This window comes from Dethiobacter alkaliphilus AHT 1 (genome assembly GCF_000174415.1).
Classification (GTDB): Bacteria; Bacillota; Dethiobacteria; order Dethiobacterales; family Dethiobacteraceae; genus Dethiobacter; species Dethiobacter alkaliphilus.
The window spans coordinates 60,558-78,839 of the sequence record NZ_ACJM01000013.1; the positions used below are offsets into that span (position 1 = coordinate 60,558).

Here is an 18,282-nt window from a genome sequence, read left to right on the forward strand (position 1 = left end):
TTGGCAGCAGATGTAGAATAAATTGACTGGAGGTTTTTGCGCCCCAATGGAAAAAGCGGTTTATAAACGAATTATTCTGAAGTTAAGTGGTGAGGCGCTGGCCGGGGACAAAGGTTTTGGCATTGACCCCGATGTTTTGCGCGATATTGCCGCACAGGTAGAAGAGGTCCGTAATTTGGGTGTGGAAATCGCCATCATTGTTGGCGGGGGAAACATCTGGCGTGGTGCTCCGGCCGGTGAACGTGGTATGGACCGGGCCACTGCTGACTATATGGGAATGTTGGCTACGGTACTAAACGCCATGGCGCTGCAGGATGCCTTGGAGTCCCGGGGCGTGGATACCCGGGTACAGACAGCCATTGAAATGCAGCAGGTGGCGGAGCCCTACATCCGCCGTCGTGCCATCCGGCATTTGGAAAAGGGGCGTATCGTGATTTTTGCCGGCGGAACCGGTAATCCTTATTTTTCCACCGATACCACCGCAGCTCTGCGGGCGGCGGAGATTGAAGCAGAAGTGATTTTGCTGGCCAAGGGTAAAGTGGATGCAGTTTATGATGATGATCCGCTGGTGAACCCCGACGCTAAAAAGTTTACCGAGCTAACCTATATTGACCTGATTAACAGGGGTCTCGGCGTGATGGACTCCACCGCTGCATCCCTTTGTATGGACAATAAGATTCCGTTAATAGTATTTGGCCTCAACACGTCTGGCAATATCAAGAGGGTCTTGCTTGGCGAAAAAATAGGTACGTACGTTCTTGAATAAAGGGGGAATAAACAATGGTACAGTCAGTTTACAGCGACGCCCAGGAAAGAATGGAGAAAGCAGTGTCAGCTTTGAAAAGGGATCTGGCCACACTGCGCGCCGGTCGTGCCACACCTTCCTTGCTTGACAAAATTGTGGTGGATTATTATGGTTCCAGCATGCCCATCAACCAGTTGGCCAACGTTTCCACACCGGAACCGCGGCTTTTGGTAATTCAGCCCTGGGATAAAAATGCGGTGGCTGAAGTCGAGCGTGCCATTTTGAAGTCCGATTTGGGGCTCACCCCTGTTAGTGACGGCAGTATAATCAGGTTGGCAATTCCGCAGCTTACCGAGGAGAGGCGCAAAGAACTGGTCAAAGTAAGCAAGAAAAAGGCTGAAGATGGCCGGGTGTCCATCCGCAACATCCGCCGTGATGCCAACGAAGATCTGAAGCGCCTGGAAAAGGACAACGAAATTACTGAAGATGAGCTACATAAGGCACAAGACGATATACAAAAGCTCACAGATAAATTTATTGCCGAAGCAGACAGTGTTCTCGATGCTAAAGAAAAAGAGATTATGGAGGTCTAGTATGGACCGGAGGAGAGACATCCCTGATGTCCTCACAAAACATATTGCCGATGCTGTTGATGTGGCAGAACAAAACGGGCTTACGGTGCAGATCAGCACAACGGCACCGCCGAAACACCGGGATCCCGGTCCTTTGCGGGTTATCCGGCAGCGTTTTGATAAAGAACGTGATGTTCTGGAGTTGACGGTGGCGGCAGAGGATTGGGGAAAGGAGGTGTAGAAGATATGACTTATAAGATTACGGACGAATGTGTTGCCTGTGGTGCATGCCTGGACTCTTGTCCAAGCGATGCCATTGTTGAGGGGGACGTCTACACAATCAATGACGACTGTGCAGAGTGCGGTCTGTGTGTTGATGAGTGCCCAAGCGATGCAATTATCGAGGAATAAAGAAGTTTAATACTCGTGGCCCCCTCAGTCAGAGGGGGCCGTTTTTCAGATAGATCTGAGGTGAGCCATTTGGTCTGGTTTTTACGCCGGTTTTTTAAAAATAAAGAAAGCAGCAATGAGCCTGTGGACGGTGCTATCCCTCAGCATGTAGCCATTATTATGGACGGTAACGGCCGCTGGGCATCCCATCGCGGCCTGCCGCGAACGGCTGGACATCACGCAGGTATGGTGGCACTGCGCCGCACCATCAGGTCCGCCGATGAACTGGGCATTAAAGTACTCACCGTATATGCCTTTTCTACAGAAAACTGGAGCCGGCCCAAGCGGGAAGTAGACTTTTTGATGCGTCTGCCAAAGGAGTTTCTGCGCACTGATCTGCCGGAGCTTATAGAGAAGAATGTTAAAGTGGTGATGGTTGGTTCCGCCGATGGCCTTCCCCGGCATACCAGGGAAGCGGTGGATGAAGCCATGGCCGCCACGGCACAAAATACAGGCATGATCCTAAACTTTGCCCTAAACTACGGCAGTCGGGCCGAGATTATTCATGCCGTGCGCGACATTGCCGAAAAGTCCGCCTCGGGCCTCATATCCCCCGGGGATATTGATGAAGAAACGGTGGATAATCATTTATATACGGCAGATTTGCCCGATCCGGATTTGTTAATCCGTCCCAGCGGGGAAATCCGCCTAAGTAATTTCCTGCTCTGGCAGCTTGCGTATGCCGAGCTGTGGTTTACCGATGTGTACTGGCCGGATTTTGACCGCGGACATTTATTGGAAGCCATAGAAGCGTATCAAAATCGCGATCGCCGTTTCGGCGGCATTAAACTGTAGGAGGGGTCGCATGTTCAGGCAGCGGTTGGCCAGTGCTCTGGTGGGAATTCCTGTTGTTATTGCCGTGTCATATTTAGGTGGTCTGCTATATGTGGCGCTGATTACCTTAGTTGGGCTTTTGGCTCTGCGGGAGTATTACACCTTAACGGCAATAGATGACAAGGGCTCTATGATTCTGGGTTTTGGCGGTCACGTTTTGCTCACCGCATTACTTTGGTTGCAGGGATTCACAGCATTTAGCGCCGGCTTTTTTGCTATTTTTGTATTTATAAATATTTTTTGGGTGCTTACATATCCCCGCGATTTCAGGATTTTATCCTTTCTGCTCTGGGGCTTTGTCTATGTTACCGGCTTAATGGGCTTTTTTGTGCTGCTGAGGGAGCTTAACACCGGTTTTTCCGCGGTTTTGACCGTGTTTGTGGCGGTATGGGCCTCCGACACCGGCGCTTATCTGGTGGGAATGAGTGTGGGTCGCCATAAACTGATTCCCGCTGTCAGCCCCAAAAAGTCGGTGGAAGGAGCTCTGGGAGGAATGCTGGCCACCGGCCTGATCCTGGCCCTTTTAGCCCCGCAACTGGGCTTGGTGCGCTTGCCTGCCCTTATTTTGGGTCTTACCCTTTCGGTGGCGGGCCAGCTGGGTGATTTGGCTGAATCAGCCCTGAAGCGCTGGGCAAATATCAAGGATTCAGGATCGTTTCTTCCCGGACACGGCGGCGTATTGGACCGCATAGACAGTCTGCTTTTTGCCGCTCCTCTGGCATACCTGTTTTTTTAATTCTCACCTGAGGGAGTCGTTTAGATGAAGAATATTACACTATTAGGTTCAACCGGGTCCATTGGTACTCAGGCTCTGCAGGTTATCGGCGCTTATCCGGAGCGCTTTCGCGTTCGCTCCCTGGCGGCAAACACCAGTGTAGAGCAACTGGCTCATCAGGCCCGCCGCTTTATGCCGGACATGGTAGCAATTTCCGACGTTTCCTGTTACAATGAGCTTAAGTCTGCTCTGGCAGACGTAGATATCCAGGTGTTAGCCGGCGCCGACGAAGTTTCGCGGCTGGCGGCGGATGCCGATACAGATATGGTTTTAAACTCATTAGTTGGCTTTGCCGGCCTGGGCCCCACACTGGCGGCTCTCTCTGCGGGAAACACCCTGGCGCTGGCCAATAAGGAATCCCTGGTGGCCGGGGGCCACCTGGCCATGGAGCTGGCTGCCGCCGGTGGGGTAGATATTTTGCCGGTGGACAGTGAACATTCCGCCATCTTTCAGTGTTTGCAGGGGCAAAAAATCAGTGCGGTGGAAAGAATTGTCCTGACCGCTTCCGGCGGCCCCTTCTTTGGGAAAACCCAGGATGAGCTGGCCCATATAACTGCCGCCCATGCTCTTAAACATCCCAACTGGGATATGGGTGCTAAAATCACCATCGATTCAGCTACCCTGATGAATAAAGGCTTGGAAGTGATGGAGGCCCGCTGGCTTTTTGACACGGCCTATGAACAAATCCATGTGGTGGTCCACCGTGAAAGTATCATTCATTCTTTGGTTGAGTTTTGTGACGGAGCAGTACTGGCACAGCTTGGTGCTCCTGATATGAGGGTGCCGATTCAGTACGCCCTGACCTGGCCGGAGCGTCTGCCCGGCGATGCGCCCCGCATTTCCTGGGAGCAGTTGGGCAGTATGCACTTTGCCGCGCCGGACAGAGAGGTTTTTCCCTGTTTGGATCTGGCCTACGCCGCCGGCAGAGAAGGCGGAAGTATGCCCTGTGTCTTAAATGCGGCAAATGAGGAGGCGGTGGCCCTGTTTTTAAAGGGGGAAATCGGCTTTTTAACCATCCCTCGTATAATTGAAACGGTGATGAATAAACATAAAGTAATTACCACACCTGATTTCGACACATTGGCAGAGACCGACCGGGAGGCGCGGCGCCTGGCCCGGGAGAGTGCAGGAATGAAAGGGTGAAACAATGCTGACATTTGTTGCTTCGATTCTGATTTTTGGCGTTCTGATTTTCTTTCATGAACTGGGACATTACGCAGTGGCTAAAAAAGTGGGCATCGGCGTGTATGAATTTGCCATCGGTTTTGGCCCTAAGCTTTTTAGCTGGCGTTCAGAAGAGACAGACTACTCCCTGCGGGCGTTTCCGCTGGGAGGTTTTGTGCGACTGGTGGGAGAAGATCCGGAAGAAAGCAATGAAGAAGGCAGCTTTCAGCAGAAATCCGTTCTGAGTCGTTTTGCCGTTATTGCCGCCGGCCCCATTATGAACCTGATTCTGGCCGTACTGTTGTTTTCATTGATATTTTTTGCGTTTTGGGGGGTACCCACCAACGTTATCAGGACAGTTGAACCAGGAGCTCCCGCAGAGCAGGTGGGACTGCAGGAAGGAGACCGGATAGTTTCCGTTGCCGGTGAACCGGTGGATGATTGGTTCGAGATAACTTCCCGAATTCATGCCCACCCGGAGCAGGAGATCACCATCGAGTTCATCCGTGAAGGGGAAAGTCAGTCGGTCCGCGTTACCCCCAAAGAAGATCCGGATGCCGGAGTGGGGTTAATTGGCATCGGGCCTGAATATCGCAAGTATGCTCTTTTTGCCTCTCTTAGCCAAGGTGTGACGTACACCTTCAGTGTCTTGGTGTTTTTTGTAACCAGTATAGCGCAAATGATCACCGGTGCCATCGCCCCCGATGTTATGGGTCCGGTTGGTATTATTGGCATGGTAGGTGAGGTGGCCCGAACCGGTATGACCGAAGTGCTCTCCCTGGCGGCACTTATCAGCCTGAATCTGGGCGTTATCAATTTGCTGCCCATTCCTGCACTGGATGGTAGCAGGCTGATGTTTTTGCTGCTGGAGGGAGTCCGGGGCAAACCCATCGATCCGCAGAAAGAATCATTTGTGCATTTTATCGGCTTTACCATGCTGATTCTGTTAATGTTGGTCGTTACATTTAATGACTTGGTCAGATTAAATATTTTCTAACAAAAAGGAGCGCACCGATGTTTTTGCGGAAGGATACCAAAGCGGTGCAGGTGGGGCCGCTAACCATTGGTGGCGGTGCGCCTGTTGTGATTCAGTCCATGACAAACACAGCCACAGCTGATGTTTCAGCAACTTTAGAGCAAATTAATGAACTGGCTGCAGCCGGGTGTGAGTTGGTCCGCGTTGCTGTGCCCGATGAAACAGCAGCGGACGCATTGCCGGAAATAGTGGCTCAATCCCCTTTGCCGGTGGTGGCCGATATCCATTTTAATCATCGCCTGGCTCTGGCGGCACTGCACGCCGGGGTGGCAAAGCTGCGGATAAACCCGGGCAATATCGGCGGAGAGAAGCGGCTGGCCCAGGTGGTTGATTTGGCCGGGGAAAAGCGGGTACCCATCCGCATCGGTGTAAACGCCGGTTCTCTGGAGAAGCGGCTTTTAGCCAAATACGGCAAAGCTACACCGGAAGCCATGGTGGAGTCTGCGCTGGATCATATCGGGTTGGTGGAGAAACTGGGTTTTACCGATGTGGTGGTATCCCTTAAAGCTTCGTCGGTTCCACTGACGGTGGCGGCCTACAGATTATTGGCAAAAGAAGTAAATTACCCGCTGCATATAGGTGTTACCGAAGCCGGTTCCCAGTTTGGCGGAACCGTGTTTTCTGCGGTGGGTATCGGTGCCCTGCTTTTGGACGGGCTTGGCGATACTCTGCGTGTTTCCCTCACAGCTCCCCCGGCAAAAGAAATTCCGGTAGCCAAAGAAATCCTTACGGCTTGCGAACTGCGCCGTTTTGGCCCCCGGATTGTGTCATGTCCCACCTGCGGGCGCTGCCAGATTGGTTTAATGGAGCTGGCCAAAGAAGTGGAGGAGCGCATCGCCCATATCAAAGAACCCCTTACCCTGGCGGTGATGGGATGTGCGGTTAACGGCCCCGGCGAAGCCCGGGAAGCGGATTTGGGCATCGCCGGCGGAAAAAATCAGGGCTTAATCTTTCGTGAAGGAAAAATTATCCGCAAAGTCCCGCAGGAGCAGCTGCTTGATGAATTTATGACATATCTGCACGATTTTCTGGCGGGCAGGCAAAAGGGAAGTGGGTAGTTTCAATGAGAATAATCGCCATCATTCCCGCTTATAACGAGGAAAAAACCATAGGCGGCGTTTTGGAAGTTCTGGGACAGGTCCCGCGCATAGAAGAAGTGATTGTGGTAAACGACGGATCCACGGATCAAACTGCCCAGGTGGTGGCACAGTACTCGGCGGTTACATTGGTGAACCTGGATGAAAACCGCGGTAAAGGTGGCGCCATTCAGGCCGGCCTGGACCGCAGCCGTGCCGATGTGGTGCTTTTTTTGGATGCGGATCTTATTGGTTTGCGCACAGATCATGTGGAGCAGCTTTTGGACCCGGTAACCAACAATGATACGGTGATGAGTATCGGGCTATTTGAAAACGGCCGGGTGGCCACCGATTTGGCACAGAAGGTAGCACCTTATCTTTCAGGGCAGCGGGCGGTGCGCCGTGATGTGCTGGAAGCCGTTGATGATTTAGACATTTCCCGCTTTGGTGTGGAGGTGGCCATAACCAGATTGGTTGAGGCCCGGAACCTGCCGGTACGGGAGGTCTTTCTGGACGATCTTACCCATGTGACCAAAGAAGAGAAGCTGGGAGTTTTTAAGGGCTTTGCGGCCAGAATGAAGATGTATTGGGAAATTGTCCGTTATTATGCCCGGATCGACAGTCCTAAGTGAGTTACTTGCGGTTTGTTTCCAGTTGTGGTAAAATACTTGTGAAATATAACTAATCACTTCGTGAAGAGTGGGCCCGCCCACTCTTCCGTTTTGTTACGCACCATTGCTAATTTCTGCACAAATTACACAAACTAAAAGAAGTACATATCTTTTAATGATGGAGGGACTGTGGTGTCAAATATTGCAGAGAGGGTCACGGCTATTGCCGATCCTTTGGCGGAGAAGCTGGGTTTTGAACTGGTGGATGTGGAATACGTCAAGGAAGGCAGCCAAATGATTCTGCGAGTGTTTATCGACAGGGAAGGGGGCATCACCCTGGACCACTGCCAGGAGATGAGCCATGCCTTAAGTGATGAACTGGACCGGGTGGACCCCATCGAACAGAGTTATCATTTAGAGGTTTCCTCACCGGGCATAGAACGTCCGCTAAAAAAGGATGAGGATTTTGTGCGGTTTGCCGGGAAGCCGGTGTCCATTAAGCTTTTTGCGCCGCTGGAGGGCAAAAAAAAGTATGGCGGCATACTGCGTGGATTGGAAGAAGGAGAAATTCTTCTGGAAGTTGAGAACAATAACTTAGTGAGAATTCCCCGAACCCAGGTTGCCAAAGCAAACCTGGCTTTCATATAAGGGGCAATGGAGGGAGGTACGATTATGAATGAAGAATTCTTGGCGGCCATGGATGCCATTGAGAAAGAAAAAGGTGTAAAAAAAGAGGTGCTGTTTGAAGCAATTGAGGCGGCACTGGTATCTGCTTATAAGCGCAACTTTAATGCTGCCGCCAATGTTCGTGTGCAGCTGAACCGGGAATCCGGGGAGATAAAAGTTTATACCCGGCTGGAAGTGGTGGAAGAGGAGTCAAACGATCCACAACTGGAAATATCTTTGCAGGATGCCCAGAAGATAGATTCCCGCTATGAGCCCGGAGAGATTGTGGAAAAAGAGGTTACTCCGAAAAATTTCGGCCGGATCGCCGCCCAGACTGCAAAGCAGGTTGTGATTCAGCGGATTCGCGAAGCTGAACGGGAAATTGTTTTCGACGAATATATCGATCGTGAAGAGGATATCATCACCGGTATTGTTCAGCGCATGGAGCAGAAAAATGTGATTATGGATTTGGGCAAGACTGAAGCGGTACTGTTGCCCACCGAGCAGATGCCCGGCGATGATTACAGGCAGAGTGAACGGGTAAAAGCCTATATCACAGAAGTGAAGAAAACCTCCAAGGGACCGCAGATTTTTGTTTCCAGGACACACCCGGGCCTGTTAAAGAGACTGTTTGAGCTGGAAGTTCCGGAAATTTTTGACGGTACCGTGGAGATTAAGTCTGTGGCTCGTGAAGCCGGGTACCGCTCTAAACTGGCTGTTTACTCCAAAAATAAGGATGTGGACCCGGTGGGCGCCTGCGTGGGCCCCAAAGGAGCAAGGGTACAGGCAATTGTTACCGAATTGCGCGGTGAAAAAATAGATATTGTAAAGTGGGATGAGGATCCGGTGATTTTTGTGGCCAACTCCCTTTCACCGGCTAAAGTGATGTCGGTATCTCTGCATCAGGAACAAAAAGTGGCCAGCGTGGTAGTTCCCGATTATCAGCTTTCTCTGGCCATTGGCAAAGAGGGGCAAAACGCCAGGCTGGCGGCAAAGCTTACAGGTTGGAAAATCGATATCACCAGTGAGAGCCAGGCTGCTGAGCGGCAAGGGCTGCCGGTGGAGGAACGAAGCGAGCTTTTCGGCAATGATGAAGATGTTATTGATCCGGAAAACACCGTTCCCGGAGTACCGGATGAACTTGTTGAAGCGGTATACCGTCCCGAAAAGGGAGATGAGGATGATGAAACCCCGTAAAGTACCACTGCGGACCTGTATTGGTTGTCAGGAACAAAAAAATAAGCGGGAACTGGTGCGGATTGTTCGTACTCCGGAGGGGAAAGTGGAGATGGACCCTTCCGGCAAAAAAGCGGGCCGCGGCACCTACATCTGCCAAAAACGAAGCTGTCTGGAGGCGGCGGCCAAAGGAAAGCGGATTGAGCGCAGTCTGAAACACCCTGTTTCTCCCGCCGTGGTGCAGGAGATAGCTGCTAAACTACCGGAGGATGATGGTGATGTCTGAGAAAGCACTTTCACTTCTGGGCATGGCCCGCCGTGCCGGCAAATTATCCATGCAGGAAGAAGCAAATCTCTCTGCCATTCGCAGTGGCCGTGCCAAGCTTTTGATTCTGGCAGAAGATGCCGGTGCAGCCACTGCAAAAAAATATATTGATAAATGCACGTATTACCGTGTGCCTTATGTCCGTGTAGAGGACAAGACGGAGCTGGGCATGGCTTTAGGTACATCGCCCCGTTCCGCTGTAGCAGTACTGGATGATGGCTTTGCGAACAGGTTAAAAGAACTTTTTCTATCGTAATTCATTGACCAACTGTTTTAAGGAGGCAAAACTAATGGAGGTGTAGTATATGGGAAAAACCCGAGTGTATGAACTGGCAAAAAGGTTGGATGTTCCAAGTAAAAGAATTATTGACTTATTAGCCGATATTGGCTTTGAAGTTAAAAACCACATGAGTGTGGTGGATGAAGAGGCTGTGAAGCGGATTACCTATCAGCTTACCGGTAAAGGTGAGGCTCCCGCCACACAACCGCCTGCTCAGGCACAGAAACAAAAGGAAAACAAACCTCAGCCGCCCAAAAAAGACGGCGGTAAAGCCCCTAAGGCTGCCGAAGCAAAAAAGGCCCAGGGCGCTGGGGCGCAAAAGGATCAACCCAGAAAAAAAACGGAAAACAAACCACAGGCCAAGCCGCAGGCCAAGCCGCAGCAACAACGCGGACCCAAAAGCGCAGCGCCCGGCCAAGGCCCCCGCGATAAGAAACAGAAACAGCAACGCCGGGGGAAAAAACGGGTTGATAAAAGGGAGCGCAAGGCAAGGCGTGAAGCCCGTCTTCTGTCCGAACAGGAAAGACAGGAACGGACTGTGGTTTTAGAAGGCCGCATCACCGTAGGTGAGCTGGCTGATAAAATGGGAGTTAGTGCTTCGGACGTTATCAGTAAACTGATTGGCCTGGGAGTAATGGCAACCATTAACCAGGCTGTGGATACCGATATTGCCAAAATGCTGGCGGAAGAACAGGGTTTTGAGGTTGAAGTTAAGGTGGATACCCTGGAGGAGAAGCTGGTGGAAACAGAGGAGGACAAAGAAGAAGATCTTCGTCCCCGCCCGCCGGTGGTTACCATTCTGGGCCACGTTGACCATGGTAAAACCTCGCTGCTTGATGCCATCCGTGAGGCTAATGTGACTTCACAGGAAGCCGGCGGTATTACTCAGCATATCGGCGCTTACCAGGCTGAGTATAACGACAAGAAGATAGTTTTTCTTGATACCCCCGGACACGAAGCATTTACAGCCATGCGTGCCCGCGGAGCTCAGGTAACAGATATTGCCATTGTGGTGGTGGCCGCCGATGATGGCGTCATGCCGCAGACGGTGGAAGCCATTAACCACGTTAAAGCCGCCGATGTACCCATTATTATCGCGGTGAATAAGATTGATAAACCTAACGCCAATCCGGACCGGGTTAAGCAGCAGCTCGCCGAATATGAGCTGATTCCCGAAGATTGGGGCGGCGACACCGTCTTTGTGGACGTATCTGCCTTAAAGCACACAGGCCTGGATACTCTAATGGAGATGATTCTTCTGGTTTCCGAAATGGCGGAGTTGAAAGCCAACCCCGATAAACCGGCTCTGGGTACAGTGGTGGAAGCCAAGCTGGATAAAGGACGGGGCCCGGTGGCCACCGTATTGATTCAGGACGGCACCATTGAAGTGGGAGATTCCATCATCTGCGGAACCATCTACGGCAAGGTGCGGGCCATGGTGGATGACCGCGGCAATCGCATTGAAAAGGCGGGTCCGGCCACACCGGTGGAAATCTTAGGTTTAAACGACGTGGCGGAAGCCGGCGATATGCTGCAGGTGGTCACCGACGATAAAATGGCTCGACAGATTTCCGAAAAACGCTCCGACAAGCGTCGCGAAGTGGAGTTGAAAAAGTCTGCCAAGGTTTCCCTGGATGATTTATTCAGTCAGATTCAGGAAGGGGAACGCAAAGACTTAAATATTATTGCCAAAGCCGATGTGCAGGGTTCGGTGGAAGCGCTGCGAGAATCGCTTCTCAAACTGTCCAATGATGAAGTACGGGTGCAGGTGATTCACGGTGGAGTGGGTGCTGTAACCGAATCAGATGTGATGTTGGCTTCTGCTTCTGATGCCATTATTATCGGCTTTAATGTGCGTCCCGAACCCAGCGCCCGCAAGATGGCGGAGCGCGAAGACGTGGAACTGCGTCTGTATCGGGTAATTTATGAAGCGCTGGAGGACGTAAAGGCGGCCATGACCGGCATGCTGGCACCTGAGTTTAAGGAAGTGGTTCTTGGCCAGGCGGAGGTTCGCCATCTGTTTAAGGTTTCCCGGTTGGGTACCATTGCCGGCTGCCATGTGCTGGAAGGCAAGATAACCAGAAATGCCGATGTCCGCGTAATCCGCGACGGCATTGTTATTCATGAAGGTAAAATGGATACCTTGAAACGCTTTAAGGATGACGTACGGGAAGTGCAGACAGGTTATGACTGCGGAATTCTTTTGGAAAAGTTCAATGATTATAAAGAAGGCGACATTGTCGAAGCCTATACCATGGAGCAGGTTCAGCCGGCGTAGTCATGGCCATAGGTATTCTTACGGTAACTTTGCGCCTTCCCGGCATTCATTCTCTCAAAGAGAAACGAGCGGTATTGAAATCACTGATAGCCCGTCTGCGGCAGAAGTTTAATATTTCTGTTGCCGAGGTGGGAGATCAGGATAAGTGGCAGTCTGCGGTGCTGGGGATTGCCGGAATTTCCGGCAGCAGCGCGCTGATGCATCGTTCGTTGGAACAGGTGCTAAACTATATTGAGCAAAATCCGGACGTTCTGGTAACCAAAACAGATATGGAAATCCTCTAAAAAGCCGGAAACATTGGAGGGATTTAGATGACGGATCAACGTGCCCACCGGGTGGGCGAAGAGATAAAGCGGGAAGTTAGCAGTATCCTGCGAACTGAAATCAAAGATCCGCGGGTGACAGGCCTAATCAGTGTGACAGATGTGGCGGTAACCCGGGACCTTCGACACGCAAAACTTTTTATCAGTATGCTGGGCAGCGAAGAAGAGCAGCAGGAAACATTGTCTGCGCTTTCCCGTGCTGTGGGCTTTATTCGCAGTGAAATCGGCAAACGCATCCGCCTGCGCCATACTCCGGAAATCTCTTTTCACCTGGATAAATCAATAGCATACGGTGCCCATATCAACAAAATTCTGGCGGATTTAAATCCCGGCGGGGAAGGTCAATCCGGTGAGTAGCCTGCAGGAGATTGCCGCCCGGTTAAAGTCTGCAAACAATATTCTTTTGACCACACATATTCAACCCGACGGAGATGCCATCGGCTCTCTGTTGGGCCTTGGATATGCTTTGCGGCAGTTGGGCCGGAATGTCACTTTATTTTCAGCTGATCCTGTGCCAAAGCGATTCTGTTTTTTGACAGGAGCAGAGCTGATTGTCTCCGGGGAACTGCCCGGGGCCGACTTTGATTGCGTGGTAACCCTTGATTGCAGTGATCAGGACCGGGTCGCACCGGTCTGGGAACAGATAAAAGAGCGGATAATCATTAACATTGACCATCATCCCACCAACAATCTTTTTGGCCGGATAAATTATGTTGATGAAAAAGCTTCTGCCACCGGTGAAATTGTTTATGAGCTGCTTTCAGTCCTGGAAGCACCGCTGGATCCGGCGGTGGCAGCCGCCCTTTATGTGGCCATCAGCACCGATACCGGCTCTTTCAAATATGAAAATACCACGGCCCGGACACACCGTGTCATCGCTCATTTGCTGGAGGCCGGGGCCTCCCCCAGGGAGATTACACCCCGTGTCTTTGATCTCCGCTCACGCACTGCGGTGTGTGTTCTGCGGGAAGCGCTAAATTCACTGGAGTTTAACGCCGACGGCAAAGTGGCCTGGATGGCTTTAACCGAAAAGGAAATAAAGCTCTGCGGCGCCGGGGATGAGGATTTGGACGGTATTGTAAATTACGCAAAAAATATTCAAGGTGTGGACGTCGGCCTTTTTTTCCGGGAAAAGGCAGATAAAACCGTGAAGGTGGGCCTTCGCTCTCACAATGCCGACGTGGGTAAAGTGGCCCAGGCACTGGGCGGCGGTGGACATGCCCGGGCAGCCGGGTGCTCTTTGGACATGAAGCTTGCCGATGCACGCAAAACCGTATTGGCGGCAGTGGAGCAGGAAGTGTATCAATGAACGGAATTATTAACATTCTCAAACCACCGGGAATGACCTCCCACAATGTAGTCAGCTTCTTGCGGCGTTTGAGCAGTATGCGCCGTATCGGCCACACCGGAACCCTGGATCCCGGCGCTGCCGGAGTTTTGCCTGTTTGTCTGGGACAGGCTACCCGGGTTTCCGAATATGTGCTGCACATGGATAAGGTATATCGTGCCGAACTTACTCTGGGAAAGTCAACAGATACCGAAGATGCTTCGGGCACGATGGTGGCAGAGCAGGCCGTCCCTGTTTTAAATAAGCAGGAAATTACCAAGGTTTTAAGCAGCTTTGTGGGGCAGCAAACCCAGATACCTCCCATGTATTCAGCAGTTAAAGTGGGAGGAAAAAAATTATATGAACTGGCCCGACAGGGTGGGGAAGTGGACCGCAAAGCCAGGGAAATTCACGTCTACAGTATGAAACTGTTGCAGGTGGACAAGCAAAAAATCACTTTTGATGTGGCCTGCTCACGGGGCACCTATGTGCGGACACTATGCCGGGAAATTGCTGAAAAACTAGGCACAGTGGGGCACATGTCTTTTCTGTTGCGTACCGGGGTAGGGCCGTTTCTGCTTCAGGACAGCTTTACTTTGGAAGAGTTGTCTGCGCTGGGCCAGAAAGAATCATTGTCCGCTGTGCTTTTAAGTGCCGATACAGCTTTGGGCCATTTGCCCGCCATAAGTTTATCGCACCAACAGGCCGGGCGTGTGGCAAACGGCAATACCATTTCTTTGGATACAGTTGATTTGTCTGAGGGAAGCCTGGTGCGGATTTACGCTGAGAAGCAACAGTTTCTTGCCGTAGGTCGCATCAAAGAGGGCCGGCTGAAACCGGAAAAAGTTTTTAATAAGGATTAAACGGTGAAGTTATGGAAATTATTCAGGGGATTCAATCATTTAGAAAAAAATGTGACGGATGTGCAGTGGTGGCGCTGGGAAATTTTGACGGAGTCCACCTTGGCCACCGTGAGATTATAAACACCACGGTGAAGACAGCAAAAAAGCATGGTGCCAAAAGCGCAGTGCTTATTTTCTCGCCCCATCCTCTTTCAGTTTTGGCACCGGATAAAGCTCCTGCGCTGTTAATGACCATGGAGGACAGAATTCATATGCTGGGCCAGGTGGGTGTTGACTATGTCATTGTACATCCCTTTAACCGCGAATTTGCCGGTATGCCGCCGGAATCTTTTGCCACAGAAGTCCTGCACGGCAAGCTGGGTGTCTCCGGTGTAGTGGTGGGGTTTGATTATTCCTTTGGCCGGCGTGGTTTGGGTAACCCCGCGGAATTAAAGCTTCTGGGAGAGAGACTGGGGTTTACTGTGGAAGTGGTGAATCCGGTATCGGTCCATGGTGAACCTGTGGGCAGTACCGCAGTGAGAAAGCTCTTATTGGAAGGCAGGGTAGAGGCCGCCGCCGATATGTTGGGCTACCCCTTTTATTTACGGGGAGAAGTGGTCCACGGTGACGGCCGTGGACGTACTCTTGGTTTCCCCACCGCAAATCTGCAGGTGCCCTGTGAAATCATCAGGCCTGCACACGGCGTTTATCTTACCAAAGCCCTGCTGGGTGAAGAACGATTCTGGGCAGTGACCAATGTGGGGAAACGTCCCACATTCTGCAAGACAGAGCCTTCGGTGGAAGTACATTTGCTGGACACGCAAAAAAATCTTTACGGCCACGAATTAATGGTGGAATTTATACAAAAAATCAGAGAAGAGAAGGCCTTTTCCGGACCTGAAGCTCTCAGGGCACAAATCAGAAATGATATCGATTTGGCGCGAACCATTATTGCCAAGGCCTGAAATGCTACAATTACTGTATTTTCTTGCGCCGGCAGTATTATTATGATACAATTTGTCTTGTTAACCTTAAGCTCGGGTAATCGAGTTTCTCCGACGTTTGTCTTGGCTTAAGGGGGTAGAAAAATAAAGGAGGTGAAAGCATGAGCATGGATACAACCCGCAAACAGGATGTGATTAATACACATCGTCTTCATGACAACGACACCGGTTCTCCGGAAGTCCAGATTGCTCTGCTGACAGAAAGGATCAACTATCTGACAGAGCATTTAAAAGAGCATAAGAAAGACCATCATTCCCGTCGCGGCCTGTTGAAAATGGTTGGTCAGCGTCGTGGTTTGCTCAATTATCTGAAGAAAATTGATGCCGAGCGTTACCGCACTATTTTGGCCAAGCTTAAATTGCGTAAATAGTTTCCCGGTGCGTATATCTGTGATAAAAAAGCGGGGGAAACCCCGCTTTTTTTACACAGAAAATTATGATGCCACACAACTGTGGCGAAAATGAGAGAGGATGTATGGTATGAAGGTTTACAAAATGCAGTTGGCCGGCAGAGAATTAAGCATTGAAACCGGCCGCATTGCCAAGCAGGCCAGCGGCTCCGTGGTGCTCCGTTACGGTGACACCGTTGTTTTGTCCACCGCCACTGCTTCGGCCGAGCCCCGTGAAGGGGTGGACTTTTTCCCCATGACGGTGGACTATGAAGAACGATTATATGCAGTGGGCAAGATACCCGGCGGTTTCATTAAACGTGAAGGCCGTCCCACGGAAAAGGCCATTCTGTCCGCCCGCCTTACAGACCGTCCGTGCCGTCCGTTATTCCCCAAGGGTTTCCGTAACGCCGTACATATTGTTACCACGGTTTTATCGGTGGACCAGGACAACCCTCCTGAAGTGCTTTCCATTGTGGGTGCCTCGGCGGCCCTGTCTATTTCCAATATTCCCTTTGCCGGACCGCTCAGTGCGGTGGTGGTGGGTTGGATAGACGGTAAGCCGGTGATTAACCCGAACCAGGAACAGGCTGAGCAATCGAAGCTGCATCTGGTGGTAGCCAGCACTAAAGACGGTATTATGATGGTGGAAGCGGGAGCCCATGAACTGACAGAAGATGAGGTTCTGGAGGCAATTATGGCCGGTGACGATGCCAACAAGGAGATTGTGGCTCTGCAGGAGCAAATGGTGGCTGAAGTTGGCCAGGAAAAAATGCAAGTTAATGTATTTCAGCCCGATGCAGAGGTAGCAGAGCAGGTGCGGCAGTTCTGCAGCGATAAAGTGGCTCAGGCTGTACGCACCATTGAGAAGCACGCCCGTGAGACTGCTATCTCAGAAGCAAAGAAAGAAACCATAGAGCATTTTGCCGAAATTTTCCCTGAAAATGAAAAGGACGTCAAGGTGGCTTTCGAGAATTTGGTCAAGGAAACCATGCGCACCATGATCCTAAAGGAAAACCTGCGGCCCGACGGCCGCAAGTCCGATGAAATTCGTCCCGTTACCAGTGAGGTGGGTATTCTGCCCCGCACTCATGGTTCCGGCCTCTTTACCCGCGGACAAACCCAGGTGCTCAATGTCTGTACCTTAGGTGCTCCCGGTGAAGTGCAGCGCCTGGACGGTCTGGGACTGGAAGAATCAAAGCGCTACATGCACCATTATAATTTCCCGCCCTACAGTGTGGGTGAGGCAGGCTTTATGCGCGGCGCCAGCCGTCGCGACATCGGGCACGGTGCTCTGGCTGAGAAGGCCTTGGTCCCGGTGCTGCCCTCTGAAGAAGATTTCCCTTATACTATACGTCTGGTATCAGAGGTTGTGGAGTCCAACGGTTCTTCTTCCATGGGTAGTGTTTGCGGTTCCACCCTGTCCATGATGGACGCCGGTGTGCCGCTGAAAAAGCCCGTTTCCGGTGTGGCCATGGGCCTGATTGTGGAAGGCGACGATGTGGCTATTCTCTCCGATATTCAGGGGATGGAAGATTTCCTGGGAGATATGGACTTTAAAGTGGCCGGTACACCTGAAGGAATTACTGCGCTGCAGATGGATATCAAAATTAAAGGCCTCTCCCGTGAAATTCTCACCAAGGCTTTACAACAGGCCAAGGACGGCTATATGCACATCATGAATAAAATGACAGAGGTGATTCCTGAGCCCCGCAAAGAGCTGTCACCTCATGCTCCAAGGATTATGACCATTAATATTAATCCGGATAAAATTCGCGATGTTATCGGGCCCGGCGGTAAAATGATCAATAAGATCGTAGCTGAAACCGATGCGGATATCGATATTGAACCGGACGGCACCATCTACATTGCCGCGGTCAGCCCCGAAAGTGGTAAAAAAGCACTGGAGATGATTGAGTCTCTCACCAAAGAAGTGCAGCCCGGCGAAGTGTACACCGGTAAGGTTACCCGCGTTGAGAAATACGGCGCTTTTGTGGAAATTCTCCCCGGCAAAGACGGGCTTGTCCATATCTCCCGCCTGGCTCATGAGCGGGTGGAAAAGACAGAAGACGTGGTCAACATTGGCGATGAAATCCCTGTTAAGGTTATCGGTATCGATGATCGGGGACGGATTGACCTTTCCCGTCGTGCCGCTATACCCAACGCACAGGGTGAAATGGTGGAAGAAGAACCGCCGCAGCGCCGTGACGACAGAAGACGCTCCAACGACAGAGACAGGCGTCCAAGAAGAACATAAACTATGTTTATGTTCTTTTTTTTGGGAGTAGAAAAACAGCCATCTCTTTGAAGTGCACCCCAAATGTTAGACACATATCTGACATTTGGAGGTGTACTTTTTATGGCTGTTTTTGTGTTCTATCGGTCGGAAAATTGAACATTTCAGTTAGC

General features: G+C 51.3%; 22 protein-coding genes. All 22 read left to right on the top strand.

Annotated features, from left to right (window positions below):
• Positions 1-46: 46 nt before the first annotated feature.
• The 22 genes from pyrH to DEALDRAFT_RS11975 all read left to right on the top strand — a co-directional run bounded on the left by pyrH (position 47) and on the right by DEALDRAFT_RS11975 (position 18,130).
• Entirely contained in the window at positions 47-766 is a 720-nt protein-coding gene (gene pyrH / locus DEALDRAFT_RS11870) for a UMP kinase (protein ID WP_008517747.1), read from the top strand.
• Between the two features lie 14 nt (positions 767-780).
• Positions 781-1,338, top strand: a complete 558-nt coding sequence (frr, locus tag DEALDRAFT_RS11875; RefSeq protein WP_008517748.1) for a ribosome recycling factor — start codon at positions 781-783, stop codon at positions 1,336-1,338.
• Between the two features lies 1 nt (position 1,339).
• Positions 1,340-1,558, top strand: a complete 219-nt coding sequence (locus DEALDRAFT_RS11880) for a hypothetical protein (protein WP_008517751.1) — start codon at positions 1,340-1,342, stop codon at positions 1,556-1,558.
• Positions 1,559-1,563: 5 nt separating this feature from the next.
• The gene (locus DEALDRAFT_RS11885) at positions 1,564-1,728 is read left to right on the top strand and encodes an indolepyruvate ferredoxin oxidoreductase subunit alpha (RefSeq protein WP_008517753.1); all 165 of its coding nucleotides are present in this window, start codon (positions 1,564-1,566) and stop codon (positions 1,726-1,728) included.
• A gap of 69 nt (positions 1,729-1,797) precedes the next feature.
• Entirely contained in the window at positions 1,798-2,562 is a 765-nt protein-coding gene (locus tag DEALDRAFT_RS11890; protein ID WP_008517755.1) for an isoprenyl transferase, read from the top strand.
• Positions 2,563-2,572: 10 nt separating this feature from the next.
• Positions 2,573-3,337 (top strand): phosphatidate cytidylyltransferase, encoded by a 765-nt coding sequence (locus DEALDRAFT_RS11895; protein ID WP_008517757.1) that lies wholly within the window; start codon positions 2,573-2,575, stop codon positions 3,335-3,337.
• Positions 3,338-3,361: 24 nt separating this feature from the next.
• A complete protein-coding gene (locus tag DEALDRAFT_RS11900) occupies positions 3,362-4,519 on the top strand; it encodes a 1-deoxy-D-xylulose-5-phosphate reductoisomerase (protein ID WP_008517759.1) in 1,158 nt (385 codons plus the stop codon).
• A 4-nt stretch (positions 4,520-4,523) separates the two neighbouring features.
• A complete protein-coding gene (gene rseP / locus DEALDRAFT_RS11905; RefSeq protein ID WP_008517762.1) occupies positions 4,524-5,537 on the top strand; it encodes an RIP metalloprotease RseP in 1,014 nt (337 codons plus the stop codon).
• A gap of 23 nt (positions 5,538-5,560) precedes the next feature.
• Entirely contained in the window at positions 5,561-6,634 is a 1,074-nt protein-coding gene (gene ispG, locus DEALDRAFT_RS11910; protein ID WP_174258573.1) for a flavodoxin-dependent (E)-4-hydroxy-3-methylbut-2-enyl-diphosphate synthase, read from the top strand.
• 5 nt (positions 6,635-6,639) lie between these two features.
• The gene (locus DEALDRAFT_RS11915; protein WP_008517765.1) at positions 6,640-7,284 is read left to right on the top strand and encodes a glycosyltransferase family 2 protein; all 645 of its coding nucleotides are present in this window, start codon (positions 6,640-6,642) and stop codon (positions 7,282-7,284) included.
• Positions 7,285-7,455: 171 nt separating this feature from the next.
• A complete protein-coding gene (rimP, locus tag DEALDRAFT_RS11920) occupies positions 7,456-7,911 on the top strand; it encodes a ribosome maturation factor RimP (RefSeq protein WP_008517767.1) in 456 nt (151 codons plus the stop codon).
• A gap of 24 nt (positions 7,912-7,935) precedes the next feature.
• The gene (gene nusA, locus DEALDRAFT_RS11925; protein ID WP_008517769.1) at positions 7,936-9,126 is read left to right on the top strand and encodes a transcription termination factor NusA; all 1,191 of its coding nucleotides are present in this window, start codon (positions 7,936-7,938) and stop codon (positions 9,124-9,126) included.
• Positions 9,110-9,391: an RNase P modulator RnpM gene (gene rnpM, locus DEALDRAFT_RS11930; RefSeq protein WP_040378989.1), complete on the top strand. Its 282-nt coding sequence runs from the start codon at positions 9,110-9,112 to the stop codon at positions 9,389-9,391. Before nusA ends, rnpM begins: the two co-directional genes overlap by 17 nt.
• Positions 9,384-9,686, top strand: a complete 303-nt coding sequence (locus DEALDRAFT_RS11935; RefSeq protein WP_008517773.1) for a L7Ae/L30e/S12e/Gadd45 family ribosomal protein — start codon at positions 9,384-9,386, stop codon at positions 9,684-9,686. The genes rnpM and DEALDRAFT_RS11935 overlap by 8 nt, the downstream gene beginning before the upstream one ends.
• A gap of 49 nt (positions 9,687-9,735) precedes the next feature.
• A complete protein-coding gene (infB, locus tag DEALDRAFT_RS11940; protein ID WP_008517775.1) occupies positions 9,736-11,988 on the top strand; it encodes a translation initiation factor IF-2 in 2,253 nt (750 codons plus the stop codon).
• Between the two features lie 2 nt (positions 11,989-11,990).
• Positions 11,991-12,272, top strand: coding sequence for a DUF503 domain-containing protein (locus DEALDRAFT_RS11945; protein ID WP_008517777.1), 282 nt, complete (start codon positions 11,991-11,993; stop codon positions 12,270-12,272).
• A 27-nt stretch (positions 12,273-12,299) separates the two neighbouring features.
• Positions 12,300-12,668: a 30S ribosome-binding factor RbfA gene (gene rbfA, locus DEALDRAFT_RS11950; RefSeq protein WP_008517779.1), complete on the top strand. Its 369-nt coding sequence runs from the start codon at positions 12,300-12,302 to the stop codon at positions 12,666-12,668.
• Positions 12,661-13,620 (top strand): DHH family phosphoesterase, encoded by a 960-nt coding sequence (locus DEALDRAFT_RS11955; protein WP_008517780.1) that lies wholly within the window; start codon positions 12,661-12,663, stop codon positions 13,618-13,620. Before rbfA ends, DEALDRAFT_RS11955 begins: the two co-directional genes overlap by 8 nt.
• Positions 13,617-14,501: a tRNA pseudouridine(55) synthase TruB gene (truB, locus tag DEALDRAFT_RS11960; RefSeq protein WP_008517783.1), complete on the top strand. Its 885-nt coding sequence runs from the start codon at positions 13,617-13,619 to the stop codon at positions 14,499-14,501. The genes DEALDRAFT_RS11955 and truB overlap by 4 nt, the downstream gene beginning before the upstream one ends.
• Before the next feature lie 11 nt (positions 14,502-14,512).
• A complete protein-coding gene (locus DEALDRAFT_RS11965; protein ID WP_008517785.1) occupies positions 14,513-15,445 on the top strand; it encodes a bifunctional riboflavin kinase/FAD synthetase in 933 nt (310 codons plus the stop codon).
• Between the two features lie 146 nt (positions 15,446-15,591).
• Complete coding sequence (rpsO, locus tag DEALDRAFT_RS11970) at positions 15,592-15,855, top strand: 30S ribosomal protein S15 (RefSeq protein WP_040379001.1); 264 nt, start codon at positions 15,592-15,594, stop codon at positions 15,853-15,855.
• Between the two features lie 109 nt (positions 15,856-15,964).
• Positions 15,965-18,130 carry a polyribonucleotide nucleotidyltransferase gene (locus tag DEALDRAFT_RS11975; protein ID WP_008517788.1) on the top strand — a complete coding sequence of 722 codons (2,166 nt, stop codon included), beginning with the start codon at positions 15,965-15,967 and terminating at the stop codon, positions 18,128-18,130.
• The last annotated feature ends 152 nt before the right edge of the window (positions 18,131-18,282 follow it).